General features: G+C 31.2%; 16 protein-coding genes. 11 read left to right on the top strand and 5 right to left on the bottom strand.

The window, feature by feature from the left end:
• Positions 1 to 754: 754 nt before the first annotated feature.
• Complete coding sequence (locus JHL18_RS01990) at positions 755 to 1,144, bottom strand: YmaF family protein (protein ID WP_200265957.1); 390 nt, start codon at positions 1,142 to 1,144, stop codon at positions 755 to 757.
• Positions 1,145 to 1,377: 233 nt separating this feature from the next.
• On the opposite strand from JHL18_RS01990, the gene JHL18_RS01985 reads away from it, so the two are divergent.
• Together JHL18_RS01985 and ald are read left to right on the top strand one after the other, a co-directional pair.
• On the top strand, positions 1,378 to 1,554 hold the full coding sequence (locus JHL18_RS01985) for an aspartyl-phosphate phosphatase Spo0E family protein (protein WP_200265956.1): 177 nt from the start codon (positions 1,378 to 1,380) through the stop codon (positions 1,552 to 1,554).
• Between the two features lie 145 nt (positions 1,555 to 1,699).
• The gene (gene ald / locus JHL18_RS01980) at positions 1,700 to 2,818 is read left to right on the top strand and encodes an alanine dehydrogenase (protein ID WP_200265955.1); all 1,119 of its coding nucleotides are present in this window, start codon (positions 1,700 to 1,702) and stop codon (positions 2,816 to 2,818) included.
• A gap of 214 nt (positions 2,819 to 3,032) precedes the next feature.
• Here ald and JHL18_RS01975 read toward each other — a convergent pair whose 3' ends face one another.
• Positions 3,033 to 4,205, bottom strand: a complete 1,173-nt coding sequence (locus tag JHL18_RS01975; RefSeq protein ID WP_200265954.1) for a 3D domain-containing protein — start codon at positions 4,203 to 4,205, stop codon at positions 3,033 to 3,035.
• Between the two features lie 404 nt (positions 4,206 to 4,609).
• Positions 4,610 to 5,431 carry a polyadenylate binding domain-containing protein gene (locus tag JHL18_RS01970; protein WP_200265953.1) on the bottom strand — a complete coding sequence of 274 codons (822 nt, stop codon included), beginning with the start codon at positions 5,429 to 5,431 and terminating at the stop codon, positions 4,610 to 4,612.
• A gap of 923 nt (positions 5,432 to 6,354) precedes the next feature.
• Here JHL18_RS01970 and JHL18_RS01965 point away from each other — a divergent pair.
• The 8 genes from JHL18_RS01965 to JHL18_RS01930 all read left to right on the top strand — a co-directional run bounded on the left by JHL18_RS01965 (position 6,355) and on the right by JHL18_RS01930 (position 15,282).
• The gene (locus JHL18_RS01965) at positions 6,355 to 8,445 is read left to right on the top strand and encodes a sensor histidine kinase (RefSeq protein ID WP_200265952.1); all 2,091 of its coding nucleotides are present in this window, start codon (positions 6,355 to 6,357) and stop codon (positions 8,443 to 8,445) included.
• Positions 8,446 to 8,752: 307 nt separating this feature from the next.
• On the top strand, positions 8,753 to 9,916 hold the full coding sequence (locus tag JHL18_RS01960) for an ABC transporter substrate-binding protein (RefSeq protein WP_200265951.1): 1,164 nt from the start codon (positions 8,753 to 8,755) through the stop codon (positions 9,914 to 9,916).
• Positions 9,917 to 9,954: 38 nt separating this feature from the next.
• Positions 9,955 to 10,830 carry a branched-chain amino acid ABC transporter permease gene (locus JHL18_RS01955; RefSeq protein WP_200265950.1) on the top strand — a complete coding sequence of 292 codons (876 nt, stop codon included), beginning with the start codon at positions 9,955 to 9,957 and terminating at the stop codon, positions 10,828 to 10,830.
• An 8-nt stretch (positions 10,831 to 10,838) separates the two neighbouring features.
• The gene (locus tag JHL18_RS01950) at positions 10,839 to 11,795 is read left to right on the top strand and encodes a branched-chain amino acid ABC transporter permease (protein ID WP_200265949.1); all 957 of its coding nucleotides are present in this window, start codon (positions 10,839 to 10,841) and stop codon (positions 11,793 to 11,795) included.
• Positions 11,795 to 12,571 carry an ABC transporter ATP-binding protein gene (locus tag JHL18_RS01945; protein WP_200265948.1) on the top strand — a complete coding sequence of 259 codons (777 nt, stop codon included), beginning with the start codon at positions 11,795 to 11,797 and terminating at the stop codon, positions 12,569 to 12,571. Before JHL18_RS01950 ends, JHL18_RS01945 begins: the two co-directional genes overlap by 1 nt.
• Position 12,572: 1 nt before the next feature.
• Positions 12,573 to 13,277, top strand: a complete 705-nt coding sequence (locus JHL18_RS01940) for an ABC transporter ATP-binding protein (RefSeq protein WP_200265947.1) — start codon at positions 12,573 to 12,575, stop codon at positions 13,275 to 13,277.
• A gap of 197 nt (positions 13,278 to 13,474) precedes the next feature.
• Positions 13,475 to 14,434 (top strand): UV DNA damage repair endonuclease UvsE, encoded by a 960-nt coding sequence (gene uvsE, locus JHL18_RS01935; protein ID WP_200265946.1) that lies wholly within the window; start codon positions 13,475 to 13,477, stop codon positions 14,432 to 14,434.
• 320 nt (positions 14,435 to 14,754) lie between these two features.
• Complete coding sequence (locus JHL18_RS01930; protein WP_207752946.1) at positions 14,755 to 15,282, top strand: WYL domain-containing protein; 528 nt, start codon at positions 14,755 to 14,757, stop codon at positions 15,280 to 15,282.
• A gap of 209 nt (positions 15,283 to 15,491) precedes the next feature.
• On the opposite strand, the gene JHL18_RS01925 is transcribed toward JHL18_RS01930, so the two are convergent.
• A complete protein-coding gene (locus JHL18_RS01925) occupies positions 15,492 to 16,397 on the bottom strand; it encodes a DMT family transporter (RefSeq protein ID WP_338025434.1) in 906 nt (301 codons plus the stop codon).
• A gap of 140 nt (positions 16,398 to 16,537) precedes the next feature.
• On the opposite strand from JHL18_RS01925, the gene JHL18_RS01920 reads away from it, so the two are divergent.
• A complete protein-coding gene (locus tag JHL18_RS01920) occupies positions 16,538 to 17,053 on the top strand; it encodes a peptidoglycan recognition protein family protein (protein ID WP_200265943.1) in 516 nt (171 codons plus the stop codon).
• 107 nt (positions 17,054 to 17,160) lie between these two features.
• Here JHL18_RS01920 and JHL18_RS01915 read toward each other — a convergent pair whose 3' ends face one another.
• Positions 17,161 to 18,393 carry a DEAD/DEAH box helicase gene (locus JHL18_RS01915; protein WP_200266025.1) on the bottom strand — a complete coding sequence of 411 codons (1,233 nt, stop codon included), beginning with the start codon at positions 18,391 to 18,393 and terminating at the stop codon, positions 17,161 to 17,163.
• Positions 18,394 to 18,397 lie beyond the last annotated feature (4 nt).

Raw genomic sequence — 18,397 nt, 5'->3', positions numbered from 1 at the left:
ATGTCAAGCATTGAAGTTTTAAGAGGTATTAACAACTTATGGTCACTTAGTATTTTCTATTTACTAATTCATAGAATTTATAACATAGTAAAAGTGGAAGAGAATATGATAGAAATGAAAAAAATATGTTCCAATTATTAAAGTAAATCACTCTTCCCATTAATACACCACAGCCTTCTGCTGTAGTTATTAATAACGAACCTATTAACATAGTTATATAAGGATTAAAATTATGCTTTTTACATATGTATATGCAAGTACAAGGAAATGTACAAAACAAACCTAAATTAAAGGGTGTTCCAGCAAGATCAGATAGCTCAAATGGGTAGAGGTTCCAGAAAAAATAAAACCCAAAATCGTTAATGAAAAAAGCTAACATACTAGCTAAAGGAGCTGTAATATAAATGATTTTTCGATCTTTAACAATAACCAATGTTACTATCCATGGGATGATAAAACCTAAAAGAATATTTAAAAGAATAAAAATCACCTCTCAAATTAGATTTAAGCAAATTAATTAAAATTTAATGCATTGTTTATGTTCATTTAGTAACAATAAGTAAAGTGTAAAATAACTTGGAATTTGAATTGTTCATTAGTATATAAAATCCCATAGTATTATTTTCCCAACAGAAAAAGATATTATTCATTACTTTAGTGGTGTTTAAATATTTTTATTAATAATATTTTTACAGCTTATATATTATTTTGCTTAATAGAAATAAAAAGGAGAGGTATCCCTCTCCGTAAAATATTAAGTCAATGGACTTTCAATTAGTGTTGTAAATATAAATCTGTGGCGATGACCATCATTAGTTGTTGTGCAACCAGTAACTAAATGAACGTGTTTACCATTTCCAACATCAATTGCTGGTCCAGTAGTCATGCTTATCACATGAAAATGATCAAAAAAGTCAGTGTTTACATACAATCTATGAACATGTGATCTTCCACATGGTATAGCTTGTCCTGTGACTCCTGCAAAACGATGATTGTGTCTTTCATCATTTTCTTCAGCAAGTCGTGTGCTTCCTAAGAATTCATGAACATGCCTTTGTTCAGTGGATGGGTCAACACATCTTTCATTAAGGTCATCAAAGTCATTATAGTCATCATAAGGTCCTTTTGAGTGTTCATATGCCATATGAATCTCTCCTTTATCTTTAGTATCACTATATTATATGCAATAGCTATTAAAGTGTTCATATAAATTAATAGAATGACATAATAGTCTAGATGTTGGAGGGAATTATTAATAAAATAAAGAGCAATACTAATAAAGTGATAATATTTGTATAAATATATAAGAATGAATAACCTCAGCCTAAAATTACTTTGATTATATGCTGAAGCTTAGACTACTACGGAGGTAGAATAATGGCAGAATTAGAAGATCTATTGAAGGATATTGACAAATTGAGAGAAAGGCTACAGTTGTTAATTGAAAAGAAACAGTGGAATTTAGTTGATAATGAAGTAGTGGAAGCAAGCAAGGCTCTAAATTTTGCTTTAAATCAGTACAATAAATTTTTACAAGAAAAGATTGGTGAATAGTAGTATCAAACATAAACAGATAAAATATAATATAGTATAACAAACAACTAAGGTGATGATATAAATTAATGTCATAATATACGATGGTGTTGCAGATGCTTTAAACTTCTGTGCACTTTTTTTTTGAATATATAGGAGGGGTATAATGATTATTGGGCTTGTTAAAGAGATAAAAAATAATGAGAATAGAGTAGGCCTTACGCCTAGTGGAGTTTCTGTACTAGTAAAAAGAGGGCATAAGGTTTTGGTAGAAAAATCAGCAGGAGTTGGTAGCGGTTTTGAGGATGATCAATATGTAAAGGCTGGCGCAGATTTAATTGATGAGAAGGTTTCTGTATTTAATAAATCGGATCTAATCGTAAAGGTTAAAGAGCCTTTAGAAGAGGAATATGATCTGTTCAAAGAAGGGCAAACGCTATATACCTACTTACATCTGGCACCAAACTTAAAGCTTACCAAAGCATTGTTAAAGAAAAAGGTGATAGGAATTGGATATGAAACTGTACAGTTGAAGAACGGAAGACTTCCACTACTTGTACCAATGAGTGAAATAGCTGGAAGAATGTCAGTTCAAATTGGAGCAAATCTACTTCAAAAATACAATGGTGGATCAGGTATATTACTAGGAGGGGTTCCTGGTGTTATGCCAGGTGAGGTAGTTATAATTGGGGGAGGTATAGTTGGAATGAATGCAGCTAAAATTGCTTGCGGATTAGGTGCAAAAGTAACTATACTAGATATAAATAATGAAAGATTAGCTTATCTTGATGATATATTTTTTGGACGAGTTACTACTTTAACCTGTAATGAATATAATGTGGCTAAAGCTGTAGAGAAAGCGGATTTGTTAATAGGTGCAGTTTTGGTTGCGGGTGCAAGCGCACCTAAAATTGTTACTAAAGAAATGGTTAAATCAATGAAAAAAGGGGCAGTGATTGTAGATGTAGCAATAGATCAAGGTGGATCTATTGAAACTATCGATAGAGTTACAACACATGATAATCCGTGTTATCTTAAATATGGAGTTGTTCATTACTCTGTAGCAAATATGCCAGGTGCAGTTCCAAGGACTTCAACTTTGGCATTAGAAGCAGCTACGCTACCTTATTTAATAGAATTAGTGGATAATGGAGTAAGAGCAGCTATGTTAAAGGATGAAGCGCTTTTGTTAGGGCTTAACACTTATCTTGGCTCAATAACCTGTGAAGCAGTTGCTGAAAGTTTAAAGCTTAAATATACAAATCCAGAAACTTTATTAAAATAAAATCAGAAAAAGAGAATAATAAGCGAAAATAGGAGTGATAATTACATCATGAATTATCACTCCTATTTTGATTTTAGAAATCTTATTTATTATTCAGTAATGTATGGATGACCCACTTCATACTTAAATTTATATTTTCAAATTCTCCTCTCAGAACCCAGCGGAGTTTTGAAAATAAATTTTGGATTGAAGTGTTTCATCTTTAGCATAGATATTACCACTCATTAGGATAAGCAACTATATGAACAGTAATACTTCTTCTTCCCCAAGAAGTGCATTCAGCTTCAGAATTAAAATATAAATCTACTATATTTCCTCGAATTGCCCCTCCGGTATCAGCAGCAATAGCAGTACCGTATCCTGGAATAAATAATTTTGAACCAAGGGGGATTACAGAAGGATCCACAGCTACTGTACTAATGCCTCCAGGTGAACGAAGTGGTTTTAACCCTATGGCGGTAACATAACCACCAGTATATGCAGTGGAACTCATACTAAATGTAGCTTTATATTGATCACTTGAACCTCTTGATACAACTGTGTCAGAAGTAGACTTACTAGCAATAATAGTTGATAACTTGTCTTTAGCAGTACCTAAGTATTTTTGTGCTTTAGACTTAACAGAAGAAGTACTTATTTGAGGTATCAATCCACTTAATGTACTGATAGAATTTCTTAAATCTGTTTCTGACGAGCTATCAGAGTCTATTGTAGATATGGAATGCGATATTAATTTTGTCTCATTAGCTTCAATTACTGCAGCCAAAGCCTCTTTCTGCAATGAAAACTGTTTTGCAAGCTGTTGTTGTTGCTGCTTTTTATCATTTAATGCTTTCAAACTTGCTTCAGTCTCTTTTTTTAATTCTTTAAGCTGTTCATTTTTCTTATTCAAATCTTCCATCGACCGATTTACAGTTTCTTTCTCAGAATTAAGCTGATTTATTAATTGTTTATCCAATGTGATGATTTTTTCTACTGCAGATAATTTTGAAAAGAAATCACCTAAGTCGGTAGAACTTAAAAGGATTGAAAGATAGTTTTTGTCTAAGCCACTCTTATACATACCTCTTAGTCTATTCCCTAAAGTGCTTTTATTTGCCTCAATTTCTTTTTTATATTGTTCCAATTTATTTTCAGTTAATTTTATCTCTTTTTCTGTTTGGACTATATTTTTGTTATCATCATCAAGTTTTTTATTAAGCTTGTCCATTTCTGAGTTAATCCCTGCCATCTCAGCATTAAGTTCTTTAATCTTATCATCTAATTGCTGAAAACTTTTTTTGCTCTCTGCTATGGTTTGCTCTGTATTATCTGAAGCTAGTACGTTAATACCGCAACTTAATGTAATAACAAATGCTAAAACCACATAAAGAATCTTTTTATACATAGCAAAATCTCCTTTTATACTTACAATGACTTATTGATATTATAACATAGTTTTTTAATATTCCAAATTTGTGTAATACAAACATTGGACTTTATACTATAAACTACATTTATAAGTTTATGTATTCAATATATGAAAACAGTATAGTTTCTTTGTAAAGTTTTTATTAAATATAATTTTAATATATTCTGTTAATAAGGTGACTCATTTTTACTATATAGACCAGGATAACTTTTTTTATCGGTTAAACCTAAATATTTCAATACTTTTAGAGTTTCTTTTATGGCTATGCAGTAAAAAACAAAACTTATTCGATTGCCAGATTTTCATCATATACATTCGTAAAATCTGATGCGTTAAAAAAGCTCACTGAAGATCGCTTCAGTGAGCTTTTTTATATTCTTTTAAAGTATTGAGCCTAATAAAAACCAAGGTAATGGATTGAATCCAGGATTATTATAATAATATGGATTGTAGTATGGGTATTTGTATCCATAATTGTATCCGTAGTTTGGATATCCATAATGGCCGTAACCATACTTCTTTGGCCTTGCAAGTACTTGTTGAGAATCATCTGATGTATCAGTCATTTCATCTGGGGAAGTGCTTTGATTAGTTTGAGCACCTATATTAGTTTGCCCCATGGAAGGCATAGGAGACATAGAACCAGGATTAATTTGCCCCATAGGATTCATAGAACCAGGCATCATATGTTCCATAGAAGTCATAGGAGACATAGAACCAGGCATCATCTGTCCCATAGAAGTCATAGGAGACATAGAACCAGGCATCATCTGTCCCATAGAAGTCATAGGAGACATAGAACCGGGCATCATCTGTCCCATAGAAGTCATAGGAGACATAGAACCGGGCATCATCTGTCCCATAGAAGTCATAGGAGACATAGAACCAGGCATCATTTGCCCCATAGAAGTCATAGGAGACATAGTGTTAGGTTGGGACTGCCCCATCATTCCAGTTAGTTGAACACTTCCTTGATAGTATGGATTAGGTAAAAAAGGTAAGTTACATAGATTGCTACTCCAATTAGTATAATCAGTTCCTGGCACTGTACCTTGCATTGTACCTTGGGTATAATTGTTTGGTAGCGTACCTTGCATTGTACCTTGATAGGTATAACTTGGTGTAGTTCCTTGAACATTAGAATTCATTTGAGATTCATCATTTCTTAACTCTTCATTTATTTCATATTGCTCGGTGTACATTGTTTCCTCCAAAAGAATATATCTTACACTTAATGTTATATGAAATACAATTCATTTTGTTCTTGTTAATAACAAAAATTTTCATAAACGTATTTAAAATAGACAATGTTTTGATAAAAATAATAAAGATACACCAATTAATTATGAAAATTATATCTGAAACTAGGATGAATCTTTATAGAAGAATTTAGAAATAGCAATTTTTTAGTGAATTGATATATATCTGTAGAATCCACAATAATTAAATTAAAATCAATATTAACGAAAATATAAGTTCAAGAGAAAATCACTAAGTAATAAGACTACTAGACCTATTATAATGGTTATTGTTACTTCTGGTGGTATAAAGCTTTTTATCTTCATATTGTTCACCTCTTCAATTTAATTAGCACTTCCAAATAAACAGGCTTCATAAAAATAAAATTAGGGGGAAGGAGTTAGAAAATAAAAAGTGTGAATAGGAAGTGGTTACTATTAGTATTGTCACTCTATAAGTAATTAATCTATTAAATATTATTTTAATAATAAACATTTATTTTAGGTAATGTTAAAGCATCTTCTTTATAAACCTTTAATTTTAATAACACTCTTAAATATAAGCTTATTTTAAAAGATTAAGTAAACTGAATATAAAAATTAAAGTGTTAATTAAGACAAAGTCAAGACTAATAAAACTGTATAAAAAGTTTGTAACAAAATTATATGAATTAATTAGTTAAGTTACTATTTAAGTAACGTTTGATTTTCTACACAAAATTCAATTGCTTTCAAATGATGAAAAAAATAATCTGAAATAGGTTTGTATGGCGAATGATGTCGTAAAAAATATGTAACAAAGTAATAAGTTAAATAAAGGAAAACAATACTGATTATAGAATAATATAATTAATAATTTAGTTGCTTATAGAGGAGATGATTAGGATATGGTAAGGAACAACCAGCAGTTGTTAAGACGCTGTGATAGTAAGAATAATTCAGAAATGCTCCACGATTCGTTAAGCTATTTTATGAGAAATAATAAGTTCTATGTTGACTTACTAGATGGGTTATTAGAAGCGGTTATAATTCACAAAAATAATAAGATTGTCTTTGCCAATAGATTTGCATTAAGGATGTTTTCTATAAGCTCTTTTGACAAAATCATAGATAAAAACTTTACAGAATTAGTAGAGAATTATTTAATCTCATATAATAATTTAAACGAAGATAATCAAGATGGTAGCAATTATAACGCTAAGTTAATTGATGGTGATTATGAATATGACGTAAAGATAAAAAATTCTAATATTACATTTGATTATGAGGAATATAATATTACATATATTCAACCGAGCTTTAATGTGTCAAACAATTGTTTTAATGAACAGATATTTCATAAAGAGATAGTAGAAAAGAGTAATCATGGTGATGATAATATAATGAAAGCAATTGATGATGAAGAAAGTAAGTGGGAGATAATTAATAAGTTGAAAAAGGGAATTGCCGTATATAGAAGCTATAATATGGGGAAAGATTTTTCAATAGTATTCATGAATGTAGTAGCGGAGGAATTGATTGATATAAAATATTCTGATTACCTTAATAAAAATATAATTGAAGTGTTTCCAAACTTAGCTAATAGTAGGTTTTTAAGAGTGATTAAGAGGGTATATACTACTGGGAATAATGAGAATGCTTCATTTAAACTATATAAAGATAACAAATATAAGCTTTTTAATGGTAATTATTTTTTTAAACTGAAAAATGGAGATGTTGTTTCTGTATTTGAAAATATACAAGAAGAGATATTTTATGATTCAAAATATAGAATGCTTTCTATGATGTTTGATAAATCGAAAGACATGATATTCTTTATAGGTAATGATGGAGAGATTTTGGATGTAAATAAAGCAGCATTAAAACTTTATGGATATACTAAAAGAGAAATTGTAAGTAAAACAATATTTGATCTGTCGGCATCAAAAGCAAAGGGAATAATAAGCAAACATATACAGTTAGCTTCTAGAGGGGGAATTTTATATAATACAGTCCATAAGGATAAAGATGGTAGGGAATTTATTGTTGAAGTAAGTTCAGTAGGAATTGTGATTAATGAAAAGAAAGTAGTTTGTAGTATAGTTAGAAATATATCTAGTAGAAATACCTCGTATATAGATATGGATATAATAAGACAAAATGAAATAAATCAAAACAGATATGAAGATTATATATCAAAGCTTATACCAATTTTAGCACATGAACTTAGAACTCCACTTAATGTGTTGATGTGTTCTATGCAAGTTTTAAATCTTTATATGGAGGATTCAGATACTATAGAAAATAATTTGTCAAAAATAAAGTATAATTCCTCAGTAATGCAGCAAAGCAGTTATAGATTGTTAAAGCTGATTAATAATATAATCGATTCAACTATAATAGATTCAAATGGTTTTAGACTTAATTGCAGGCTATATGATATTGTGGAAATTATTGAAGATACAGTTTTTATTGTGAGTAATTATGTAAATGAAAATATTAAGAGTAAGGATATTGAGATTAACTTTTTTACTAGTTTAAGTTCTAAATTTATATATTTAGATTTAGAAAGGCTTCAAAACATATTATTAAAAATATTATCAAATTCAGTTAAGTTTTCAGAGGATAGAAATAAAATATACATTTCTATAGGTGAAGATATGTATGAGAACTTAGAAATAGTTATTTATAATATGGGAGCAACAATAGATGGGGGGGATATCCAACATATATTTGATAAGTTCTCCTTCAATAAAAATAAGTTGGCAAAGAGTCATGAAGGTGTTGGACTGGGATTGTTCATAGTAAGAAATATAGTAGAGCTACACGGATGGAGCATTGAGGCTCGAAATTGTGTAGATATGTCTGGTAGCAAATTTATATTAAAAATACCATACAATAGATATATGACAGTGGATGAGTTAGATAGAAAGACACAATATGATATTTTAGAAGAAGAATTAATTCAAAAAATAAAAATCGAATTTTCAGATATATAGCTTCATTTTTAACAATTTGATCATATACTAAGCGTATGATTGAATTGTTTTTTTATTTATTAACATATTATTAATATTTTTATCATTTTAAGATTAAAGTATATAAAAAAACGTTTACCGGAAAGGGTTATTTATTAAAATGTTAAAAATATAGCTGAATATATGTATATTGCTTAATTTATAAATGTTAATTATGAATAATTATTAAAAAAATATGAAAAATGTTATTGATTTTTCATTAATTAGTTGTTAATATAAATAAAAAGACATGTATAAAAAAGTGATGTATAAAAAGGGGGACTCAATTATGAAAAAGAAGATACTTGTAGCTACATTAGCAGTGGCTATGGTTGCTAGTTTATTTGTAGGTTGTAGCAGCAAAAAGGATGGGGAAACAGGAACAAGTGGAGATGTTATTAAGATTGGTTCTATAGCACCACTTACTGGTAAAGTTGCAACTTATGGGCAATCAGTTAAGGAAGGGGTTCAGTTAGCTGAAAAGGAGATTAATGATAAGGGCGGTATCAACGGTAAGAAAGTCCAAGTTGTTTTTGAAGATGACCAAGCTGATCAAAATGCAGCAATTAATGCTTTTAATAAATTAGTTGATGATGAAAAAGTTTCAGCAGTAATCGGGGCGGTTACCTCTGGAGCTACTCTAGCAGTTGCACCAAATGCAACTCAAGCAAAAATTCCTTTAATAACACCAACTGCAACTGAACCAACTATCACAAAGGTTGGAGGAGAATATGTATTTAGAGGTTGTTATGTAGATTCATATCAAGGTCAGGTTATGGCTAATTATGCATCAACTGATCTTTCTAAGAAAACTGCAGCAGTACTTTACAATGTTGGATCTGATTATTCAAAGGGTATCGCTGAAGCTTTTAAAAAGCAATTTGAAGCAAAAGGTGGAAAAGTTGTTGAGTTTTCAACATACAACAATGATGATAAAGATTTTAATGCTCAATTAACTAAGATAAAGGGTTCAAATCCAGATGTATTACTTTTGCCAGATTACTACAATGTTGTTGGACTTATAGCTAAACAAGCTAAGGCTGTAGGAATAAGTTCTCAATTACTAGGTGTAGATGGATGGGATTCAGCAGATCTATACAAGATTGGTGGAGATGCAGTAAAGGGTGCATTCTTTATAAATCACTACTTCCCTGGAGATACAGCTAAAGAAGTTCAAGATTATGTTGCGGCATATAAGAAAGAATACAATAAAGAACCAGATGCTCTTGCAGCTTTAGGTTATGACTCAGCAAAGATACTATTCAAAGCTATAGAAAATGCTAAGAGTACTGATGGAGATAAAATAAAAGATGCTCTTGCTAAGGTTGAATATACAGGAGTTACAGGAAAATTACAATTTAACTCAGAGAGAACAGCTATAAAAGGTGCTGCTATATTAAAGGTTGAGGGAGATAAGAATTCACTTGTAACAAAAGTTGATCCTGTTAAGTAAAAGATAATTAAGGATTAAAGATATATAGGGGGACTACTATGGAGTTACTACAACAATTGATTAATGGACTATCACTTGGAAGCATATATGCTCTCCTAGCGTTAGGTTATACTATGGTATATGGTATAATTCAGCTTATAAATTTTGCACATGGAGACATATATATGATTGGTGCCTTTGCAGGCTTCTTTGTGGCTACAAAGCTTAACCTATCATTCCTACCAACTTTGATAATAGCAATGATCGTATCAGCAGTTTTAGGAATAGTTATAGAAAAGGTAGCATACAAACCACTGAGAAAATCACCTAGAATTACGCTTCTAATCACAGCTATAGGTGTATCGTTATTACTGGAAAATGGAATGAGATTTATAGTGGGACCTTCTCCGAAGAGTTTCCCAAATCTCATTGAATCTGCAAAAATAAATATAGGTTCACTTCAAGTAACCAACATACAACTTATAACTTTGGGAGTTTCATTGCTCTTAGTTGTATTGCTCCAGTTTATAGTATATAGAACTAAAGTTGGTAAGGCTATGAGAGCAGCTTCTTTTGACATAGAAGCTGCATCCCTAATGGGGATAAACGTAAATAATACAATATCATTTACCTTTGCTTTAGGATCTGCACTTGCAGGTGCAGCAGGTGTTTTAGTAGCACTTGCTTGGACTACAATAGATCCTTATATGGGAATGATGCCTGGAATTAAAGCCTTCGTAGCAGCTGTACTTGGTGGAATAGGAGTTATTCCAGGAGCACTTATTGGTGGATTATTTATGGGAGTAGCCGAAACTTTAACTAAGGCATATATATCCACAAGGCTTTCAGATGCAATAGCATTTTCAATATTAATTATAATTCTACTTATCAAGCCTTCAGGTCTTTTAGGTAAGATAACTAGAGAGAAAGTGTAGGTGACAGCATGAAGAAGATAGTGAATTACTTAATATACGCAGTTTTAATAGTAGGCATTTTCTTTTTGCTTAATTATTTATTGCAAGAAAGGATTATAAACAGATTTTATGGTGGACTTATTACCTTAGTATGTATAAATATAATACTAGCAGTTTCCTTGAATCTTATAACTGGTTTTACAGGACAATTATGTTTAGGGCATGCGGGATTTATGTCAATTGGTGCATATACCGCAGCTATCCTTACAGCAAAACTTCATTATAACTTCCCAGTAGCGTTAATTGCAGGTGGAGTACTAGCTGCGGTCGTAGCTTTAATTGTAGGATTACCTACTCTAAAGCTTAAAGGTGATTATTTTGCTATAACCACATTAGGTGTAGGCGAAATTATAAGAGTTATTCTCACAAACATTGATTATACCGGCGGGCCAAGAGGATTTACAGGTATACCTCCAAAAACAACTTTTACCTGGGCGTATTTTGTAATGGTTGCAGTTGTTATAATTGTATTTAATATAATACATTCAGCTCAAGGCAGAAGTATGATAGCAGTAAGAGAGAACGAGATTGCAGCAGAAGCGATGGGGGTTAATACAGCAAGGTATAAGGTAACTGCATTTATAATAGCAGCATTTTTAGCTGGTGTTGGTGGTGGACTTTATGCTCATTACTCTAAATTCTTAATACCAAGCTACTTTGACTTTATGAAGTCAATAGAAGTTTTAACTTTCGTAGTTTTCGGCGGTATGGGATCATTATCAGGATCAATAATAGCAAGTGGTATATTAACTTTCTTGCCAGAGCTATTAAGACCTATAAAAGATTTCAGAATGATTATATACTCAATAGCATTAATAGTTCTTATGATATTTAGGCCACAGGGATTACTTGGAACTAAAGAGGTAAGCTTTAGTATATTCAATAAGTTTTTAAAAAAGGAAAGTAAGGAAGGAGGGGTAGTGTAATGCTAAAGGTAGAAAATTTAACTATTCAATTTGGCGGACTTAAAGCGGTATCTGGGTTTGGACTTGAGATAAATGAAAGAGAAGTTGTGGGACTAATAGGACCTAATGGGGCTGGAAAGACTACGGTATTTAATATGCTTACAGGAGTTTATTCTCCGACTGAAGGATCAATATCTTATAAAGGTGAAAAGATACATGGATTAAAGCCATATTGCATTACTCAAAAGAAAATAGCAAGAACCTTCCAAAATATAAGACTTTTTAAAAGCCTAACTGTATTGGATAATGTTAAGATATCTTTTGGGTACAGTGTCAAATATAATTTATTTCATGCGATTTTTAGAACTCCTAAGTTTTTTAAGATTGAAAGAGAAATTGAAGAAAAATGTCTTGAACTTTTAGAGGCTTTTGGACTCCGAGACAAAGCTTTTGATTTAGCTAATAATCTTTCATATGGTGAGCAAAGAAGATTAGAAATAGCTAGAGCCTTAGCTGCTGGTCCAGAATTACTGCTTTTAGATGAACCAGCAGCAGGAATGAATCCTCAAGAAACACAGGATTTAATGAGAATGATAAATTGGATTAAAGATAAATTTGGTGTATCAGTACTTCTAATTGAACATGATATGAAATTAGTTATGGGTATTTGTGAAAAGATTGCAGTATTAGATTACGGTAAGAAAATTGCAGAAGGAACACCTGAACAAATTAAAAATAATCCAAGAGTTATAGAAGCTTACTTAGGTGAAGCTTATACAAGTGAGGAGGCTATATAGAATGCTTAAGGTTAACAATTTGAATGTTTACTACGATGGAATACACGCCCTTAAGGATATAAATATAGAAGTTAATGAAGGGGAAATAGTTACACTAATTGGGGCAAACGGAGCAGGAAAGACATCTACACTTAGAGCTATTTCTGGACTTACTCCTTACAAGACAGGTGATATTCAGTTCAATAATAAAACAATAAAGAGTGTTCAACCTCACAAACTAGTAGGTTATGGAATTGGTCATGTACCAGAGGGCAGAAAGATTTTTGCGAATCTTTCAGTTAAGGAAAATCTTGAACTTGGTGCTTATCTTCGTAACGACAAAGATGGAATCAAAAAAGACTATGAAATGATATATGACAAATTTCCTAGACTTAAAGAAAGAATAAACCAATTAGCTGGTACTCTTTCTGGTGGTGAGCAGCAAATGCTTGCTATAGGCAGAGCTCTTATGAATAGGCCAAGGCTATTACTCTTAGATGAGCCATCCATGGGACTTGCACCTATAGTAGTAAAGAACATTTTTGATACAATACAGGAAATAAATAAAGGTGGAACTACCATATTATTAGTTGAGCAAAATGCGCATATGGCTTTATCTATTGCAAATAGAGCATATGTTTTAGAAACAGGAAATGTGGTTCTAAGTGGAAATGCTACTGCAGTTCTTAAAGATGAAAAGGTAAGAAGTGCATATCTAGGTGAATAGAAATCTTAAGAACATTTCATTTCAATACCTTGAAACAAGTTGTAGGTTAACATTATATCTAGAGAAGTATTTAAAAGTATTTTAATTGTATGATTAAGATACTTTTTTTATTTTTATTATGTGTTTTTTTATTGTGTAGCATATAAAAATAATGCTTTTAGAGAAACATAATTATAAATACTAAGGGAGATGATAAATTGATTTTAAGATTAGGCTATGTGGCTATTGCTTTAAAGTTACCTAAAACAACCTCATCAAGTACAGTTACTTATGCAACCTATAGTAAACTCACTAACGAGGATAATAAGTTAAATAAACTAAAAGCAACCACACTTTCAAACTTAGATAATCTATATAAAATACTGCAATACAACGTTGAAAATCAATTGCATTTTTATAGGATAACTTCTGCGTTAATACCACTTGCTACTCATCCAGAGGTTATGTGGAAATATAGAGAGATGTTTTCTAAGGATTTTAAAAGAATCGGAGATTTAGTTAGAAAAAATCAAATGAGAGTAGATACCCACCCGGATGAATTTAATGTTATTAATTCTCTTAGAGAGGATGTAGTGATTGCAACAGAAAGAAACTTGTGGCCCCATGTACATCTATTTGAGGATATAAACTACCCAGAAGGAAAGATGGTGCTTCATGTCGGAAGCAGTGCAGGTGGAAAAGAAGAGGCTTTAGAGCGATTCAAAGTTAATTTTAGAAAGTTTCCTAAGGAAATAACTTCAAGGCTTATGATAGAAAATGATGACAAAACCTTTAATGTAAGAGAAGTACTTTCACTTTGCAAAGATATAAATGCACCAATGGTATTGGATGCTCATCATCATTTATGCAATAATGATGGTGAAGAACTTAAAGATTACATAAGTGATATTTTTGATACGTGGAAAGATCAGAGTCTTCCAGCAAAGTTTCATTTTTCTTCGCCAAAGGAAAGTGAAAGGGATAGAAAACATGCAGATTTCATTGATCCCCAAGCCTTTATAAGATTTATTGAATTATGTAGAGATGTAAATAAGGATATGGACGTTATGCTTGAAGCAAAACAAAAAGATCTAGCAGTATACCAGCTGGCTGATGATATAGAAAAAATAAAACCAGAATGGAAAAGGATTGATGTAAGTACCTTTGAGATAAAATGAGGGTTTTGTGACATAATCGTTTTGAAATTAATTGGTTAGTCATCCGACTTTTCAATGAGCATACGCAGAGAATTAATATGATTTTCTCATATTCCACCGAAGCAACACTTCGTTAATGAATTTATATTTTCAGAAACTCTGATCAGAACCAAGCAGAGTTTCTAAAAATGGTTTAATGATTGAAGTGTTGCATCTCCTGCATAACAAATTAATTTTAACCATACTCTTAAACTTAACCCTAATAATATAAAATAAATATATTGTTATTTGTCACTGTGAATTTTATAATATAAATAAAGTATATGGAAAAAGGTGATGCTATGGCAAGTAACTATATTAAGTTTTATACCTTTTTTGACATTTTAAGTAAGCATAGTGATAATGATAATATGTTATCTATGAAAAAAATACTACAGATGATGGAAGAACGAACTGGAGATAAAATTGACAGAAGGACTATATATGAGTACATAAAAAATCTAAAAGAACTGGGTTTTGACATAAGTGACTATTCAAAAAACAATAGAGGGTATTTTTTGAAACCGATAGCGGTTACTTTAAAAAATACTGCTAATAAATTCGTTGATTATAAAAATCAAACCAAAACAGACATCACAATTGAATTTGATAATGATCTAAAACATCAACTTACAAGTGAATTTAAGGAAAGTATTGATTTACTAAGAGAAACAGATACAAAATTTTTAGCTGTAGTCCATATAGTATATGATAAGTCTGTTATTGGATGGATTCTAAGCTTTGGTAGCAAAGCAAAAGTAGTAGAACCGCCTGAACTAAAATATGCAATCAAGGAAGAGATTAATAAGTTAAATGAAATATATTCCTAAGAAAAGATAAAGCACTATCAGAAAGTAAGGTTTAACTGTTCTGATAGTGCTTTTATTATTTAGTGCTATAGCAACATGTTGAAATTAAGTTGTTATACATGCGATGCTTTAATTAGACTCCGCAAAGAATTAATATGATTTTATTAAACTTCATATAAATATATTAATCATAAAATTGAGTCTAACATAAAATTCATAAGATTACAGTTCTATAAAAATAAAATACCTACACCAACTATTGTAATTAAAGCACCTATTACTTCTTTTACATTAGTTTTTTCTTTAAAGATTACAATTGAAGCAGGTATAATCAATATTCTCGAAATTGAAGTTATGGTAGAAGAAATCCCTGTTGTAGTATACTGTACTGATAAAAGTGATAGTGAGACTCCTAAAAATGGGCCGAATAATGAACCTATGGTTATGCTTCTCATAGCAGTAGCATGCTTACAGGCTTTAAAGAGGTTCTTCCATCCTTTAGCAAAAGTTATAACTATGGCAAAACCTATTATAGCGGCAATAATACGTATTTGAGTAGCTGCAAAAGGGTCATAATTTCCCATTCCGAATTTGCTGAAAATCAAACCAAATGCTTGTCCGAAAGCTCCTATAAGTGCATATATTAACCCTTTTACAGGATGAGAAAGCTTGATTTTCTTCTCGCCTGAACCTTTAACTAAAATAACTAAAGCTATACCGACCAAAGTTATGAACATACCAAGTAAATCCTTTATAGACAAGGTTTCACCTAAAATAAGAAAACCAGCTAATGCTGAGATTGGTGGAACTGTGGCCATAATTAAAGTAGATAATCGAGATCCTATCTCTACGTAAGCTTGGAATAAGAAAAGATCACCAATAACAAATCCTATAAGTCCAGAAATAAAAAGCCATGTCCAATTCTGCAATGAAGCATCGAAAGGTAGAAACATACCTCTAGTAAATAAAGTATAGATACCAATAAAAATGAACGCCAATATCAATCTTATGTAATTTACAGATAGGGAACCTACCTTTTTGCCAGCTGTTTCAAAAGCTATTGGTGAAACAGTCCAACATACAGCTGTGGCTAAAGCTGCTATTTCTCCTATGTTTGAATGAAACAAATTGTCCACCTCCGAAGTTGATAAAATTTTTTTCACGTACAACCTATATTAACACAGTATCACAGTAAATTGCTATATCAATTTATAAATTTGTGTCACTAAGAGTTAGAAAACATAAGCTAATATAGAGAAATATTAAGGAGAACAAAATGAATAAATTTCACAGAGCTTTTAATCGTTTATTCAAGAGACAAACTCAACCAAAGATAGTAGAGGTGAACTACAAATGGGCAACTCCATTACAATTTACGATGAAGCCACAAATGTTAGTGTATCATCATACTGTAGAGCTTGGTAAAACTCCTCAGGAAATACATCAACTTCATGTAAATAGAGGGTGGGCTGGAATAGGCTATCACTTCTATATAAGAAAAGATGGGACAATTTATAGAGGAAGACCTGAAAATGCAGTTGGGTCTCATGCACCAGGATTTAATAATATAGCTTTAGGAATAGCTTTTGAAGGAAACTTTATGGTGGAAAAACCAACACAACAGCAACTAGATTCGGCTATAATATTATCTAAATACTTAGTAAAAAAATACGGAATCAAAGATCTTAGAAGGCATAAAGATGTAAAACCAACTACTGAGTGCCCAGGTGTTAACTTCCCATTTGACTATATAAAGTTACAGGTTTTAGGGGGAGGTAGCAGAGCCTTATAGATATATGTAGATTTGTGTAAAATTATATTGTTATTGCACAAATTTAATAAACTATATCATTGAAGCAGTGTTCAGTGATATAGTTTTATTTTTTTATGTAAAGGAAATTACTTTTTCTTTTGGCCTAGATTCTTAGTTGTAGATTTTTTCTTTTTATTAGGATTAGACTGATAATTATCATGCTTAAGTTCTTTTGCTTCATCTAGTTCCAATATTTCCCCTTTATATATGTCCTTTTGTGATATCTTGATATTAAAGATGTTTTCAAATTTATGTATTGTTGGTAGTTCTCTATCAGTAACTATTGATATAGCTGTTCCACTTTGACCAGCTCTGCCAGTTCTACCTACCCTATGTAAATATTCTTTATGATCCTCTGGTAGGTCTAAATTAAAAATATGAGTAATACCTTTTACATCAAGTCCTCTGGCAGCAATATCTGAAGCTACTAGTACTTGATATTTACCATTTCTAAAACCTTCTAAAGCTTTTTTTCTTTCTTCCTTAGTGCTAGTTCCATATATACCATAGGCCTTTACTTTGTGAAATTGAAGCTTTAAAGTAGTATCTTCAGTTTCTTCACTTTTATTTATAAAGACAATGGCTTTTTTTGTACCAGAGGCATGAATTAACTTTCTAAGCACTTCCATCTTATCTCTACGCTCAGTTAAAACAAATAGATGCTCTATAGTTGAACTTACGCTATTATCCTCGTCTAGCTTAATTAGTATAGGATCTTTCATTATTTCCTTTGCAGCTTTTTCACTTTCTGTAGTTATGGTAGCTGAGAAAACCATTATTTGTCTATCTCTAAGTGTAGACTTAATTATATCTTTTACTGGAGCAATATTCTTATCATTTAACAATCTATCGCCTTCATCTATAACGATGGTTTTAACCGTATGAGCGCTTATTTTTTTAAGCTTAATTAGCTCTAGTACTCTACCAGGAGTGCCCACAACTATATGTGGTTTCACTTTTAAGTTTTCTATCTGTCTTTTTATATTAACTTCACCAATTATAGAAGTTGAGGTTACTGGTAAAGCGGAATTTGTAGCTAGAAGTTTTATCTCTCTATCTATCTGCATTACTAGTTCGTGAGTAGGGGCCAATATAATTGACTGCATTTCTCTTTTTGAAGAATCTATTTTGTTAAAGATAGGTAGTAAATAAGCTAAGGTTTTTCCACTTCCAGTCTGTGACTTGCCTATAATATCCTTGTTTTCTAAAGCAATAGGGATAACCTTTTCTTGAATTTCAGTAGGGGTTGATATTTGTGACTTCGCTAATCCCTCAATAAGAGTTACAGGAAGTGATAGTTTTTCGAATGAGTTCACAATAATA

The organism is Clostridium yunnanense, assembly GCF_016595795.1.
In the GTDB taxonomy this organism is placed as follows: domain Bacteria; phylum Bacillota; class Clostridia; order Clostridiales; family Clostridiaceae; genus Clostridium_AR; species Clostridium_AR yunnanense.
Note: the sequence above shows the minus strand (reverse complement) of the source record. Positions and strands in the feature narration are given on the sequence as shown.

Bases quoted from the DNA above. Each gene is read 5' to 3' on its own strand.
- JHL18_RS01985 (WP_200265956.1), top strand. From the start codon at position 1,378: ATGGCAGAATTAGAAGATCTATTGAAGGATATTGACAAATTGAGAGAA.
- JHL18_RS01945 (WP_200265948.1), top strand. From the start codon at position 11,795: ATGCTAAAGGTAGAAAATTTAACTATTCAATTTGGCGGACTTAAAGCG.
- ald (WP_200265955.1), top strand. From the start codon at position 1,700: ATGATTATTGGGCTTGTTAAAGAGATAAAAAATAATGAGAATAGAGTA.
- JHL18_RS01955 (WP_200265950.1), top strand. From the start codon at position 9,955: ATGGAGTTACTACAACAATTGATTAATGGACTATCACTTGGAAGCATA.
- JHL18_RS01940 (WP_200265947.1), top strand. From the start codon at position 12,573: ATGCTTAAGGTTAACAATTTGAATGTTTACTACGATGGAATACACGCC.
- JHL18_RS01975 (WP_200265954.1), bottom strand. From the start codon at position 4,205: ATGTATAAAAAGATTCTTTATGTGGTTTTAGCATTTGTTATTACATTA.
- JHL18_RS01965 (WP_200265952.1), top strand. From the start codon at position 6,355: ATGGTAAGGAACAACCAGCAGTTGTTAAGACGCTGTGATAGTAAGAAT.
- JHL18_RS01930 (WP_207752946.1), top strand. From the start codon at position 14,755: ATGGCAAGTAACTATATTAAGTTTTATACCTTTTTTGACATTTTAAGT.
- JHL18_RS01920 (WP_200265943.1), top strand. From the start codon at position 16,538: ATGAATAAATTTCACAGAGCTTTTAATCGTTTATTCAAGAGACAAACT.
- JHL18_RS01950 (WP_200265949.1), top strand. From the start codon at position 10,839: ATGAAGAAGATAGTGAATTACTTAATATACGCAGTTTTAATAGTAGGC.
- JHL18_RS01990 (WP_200265957.1), bottom strand. From the start codon at position 1,144: ATGGCATATGAACACTCAAAAGGACCTTATGATGACTATAATGACTTT.
- JHL18_RS01970 (WP_200265953.1), bottom strand. From the start codon at position 5,431: ATGTACACCGAGCAATATGAAATAAATGAAGAGTTAAGAAATGATGAA.
- JHL18_RS01960 (WP_200265951.1), top strand. From the start codon at position 8,753: ATGAAAAAGAAGATACTTGTAGCTACATTAGCAGTGGCTATGGTTGCT.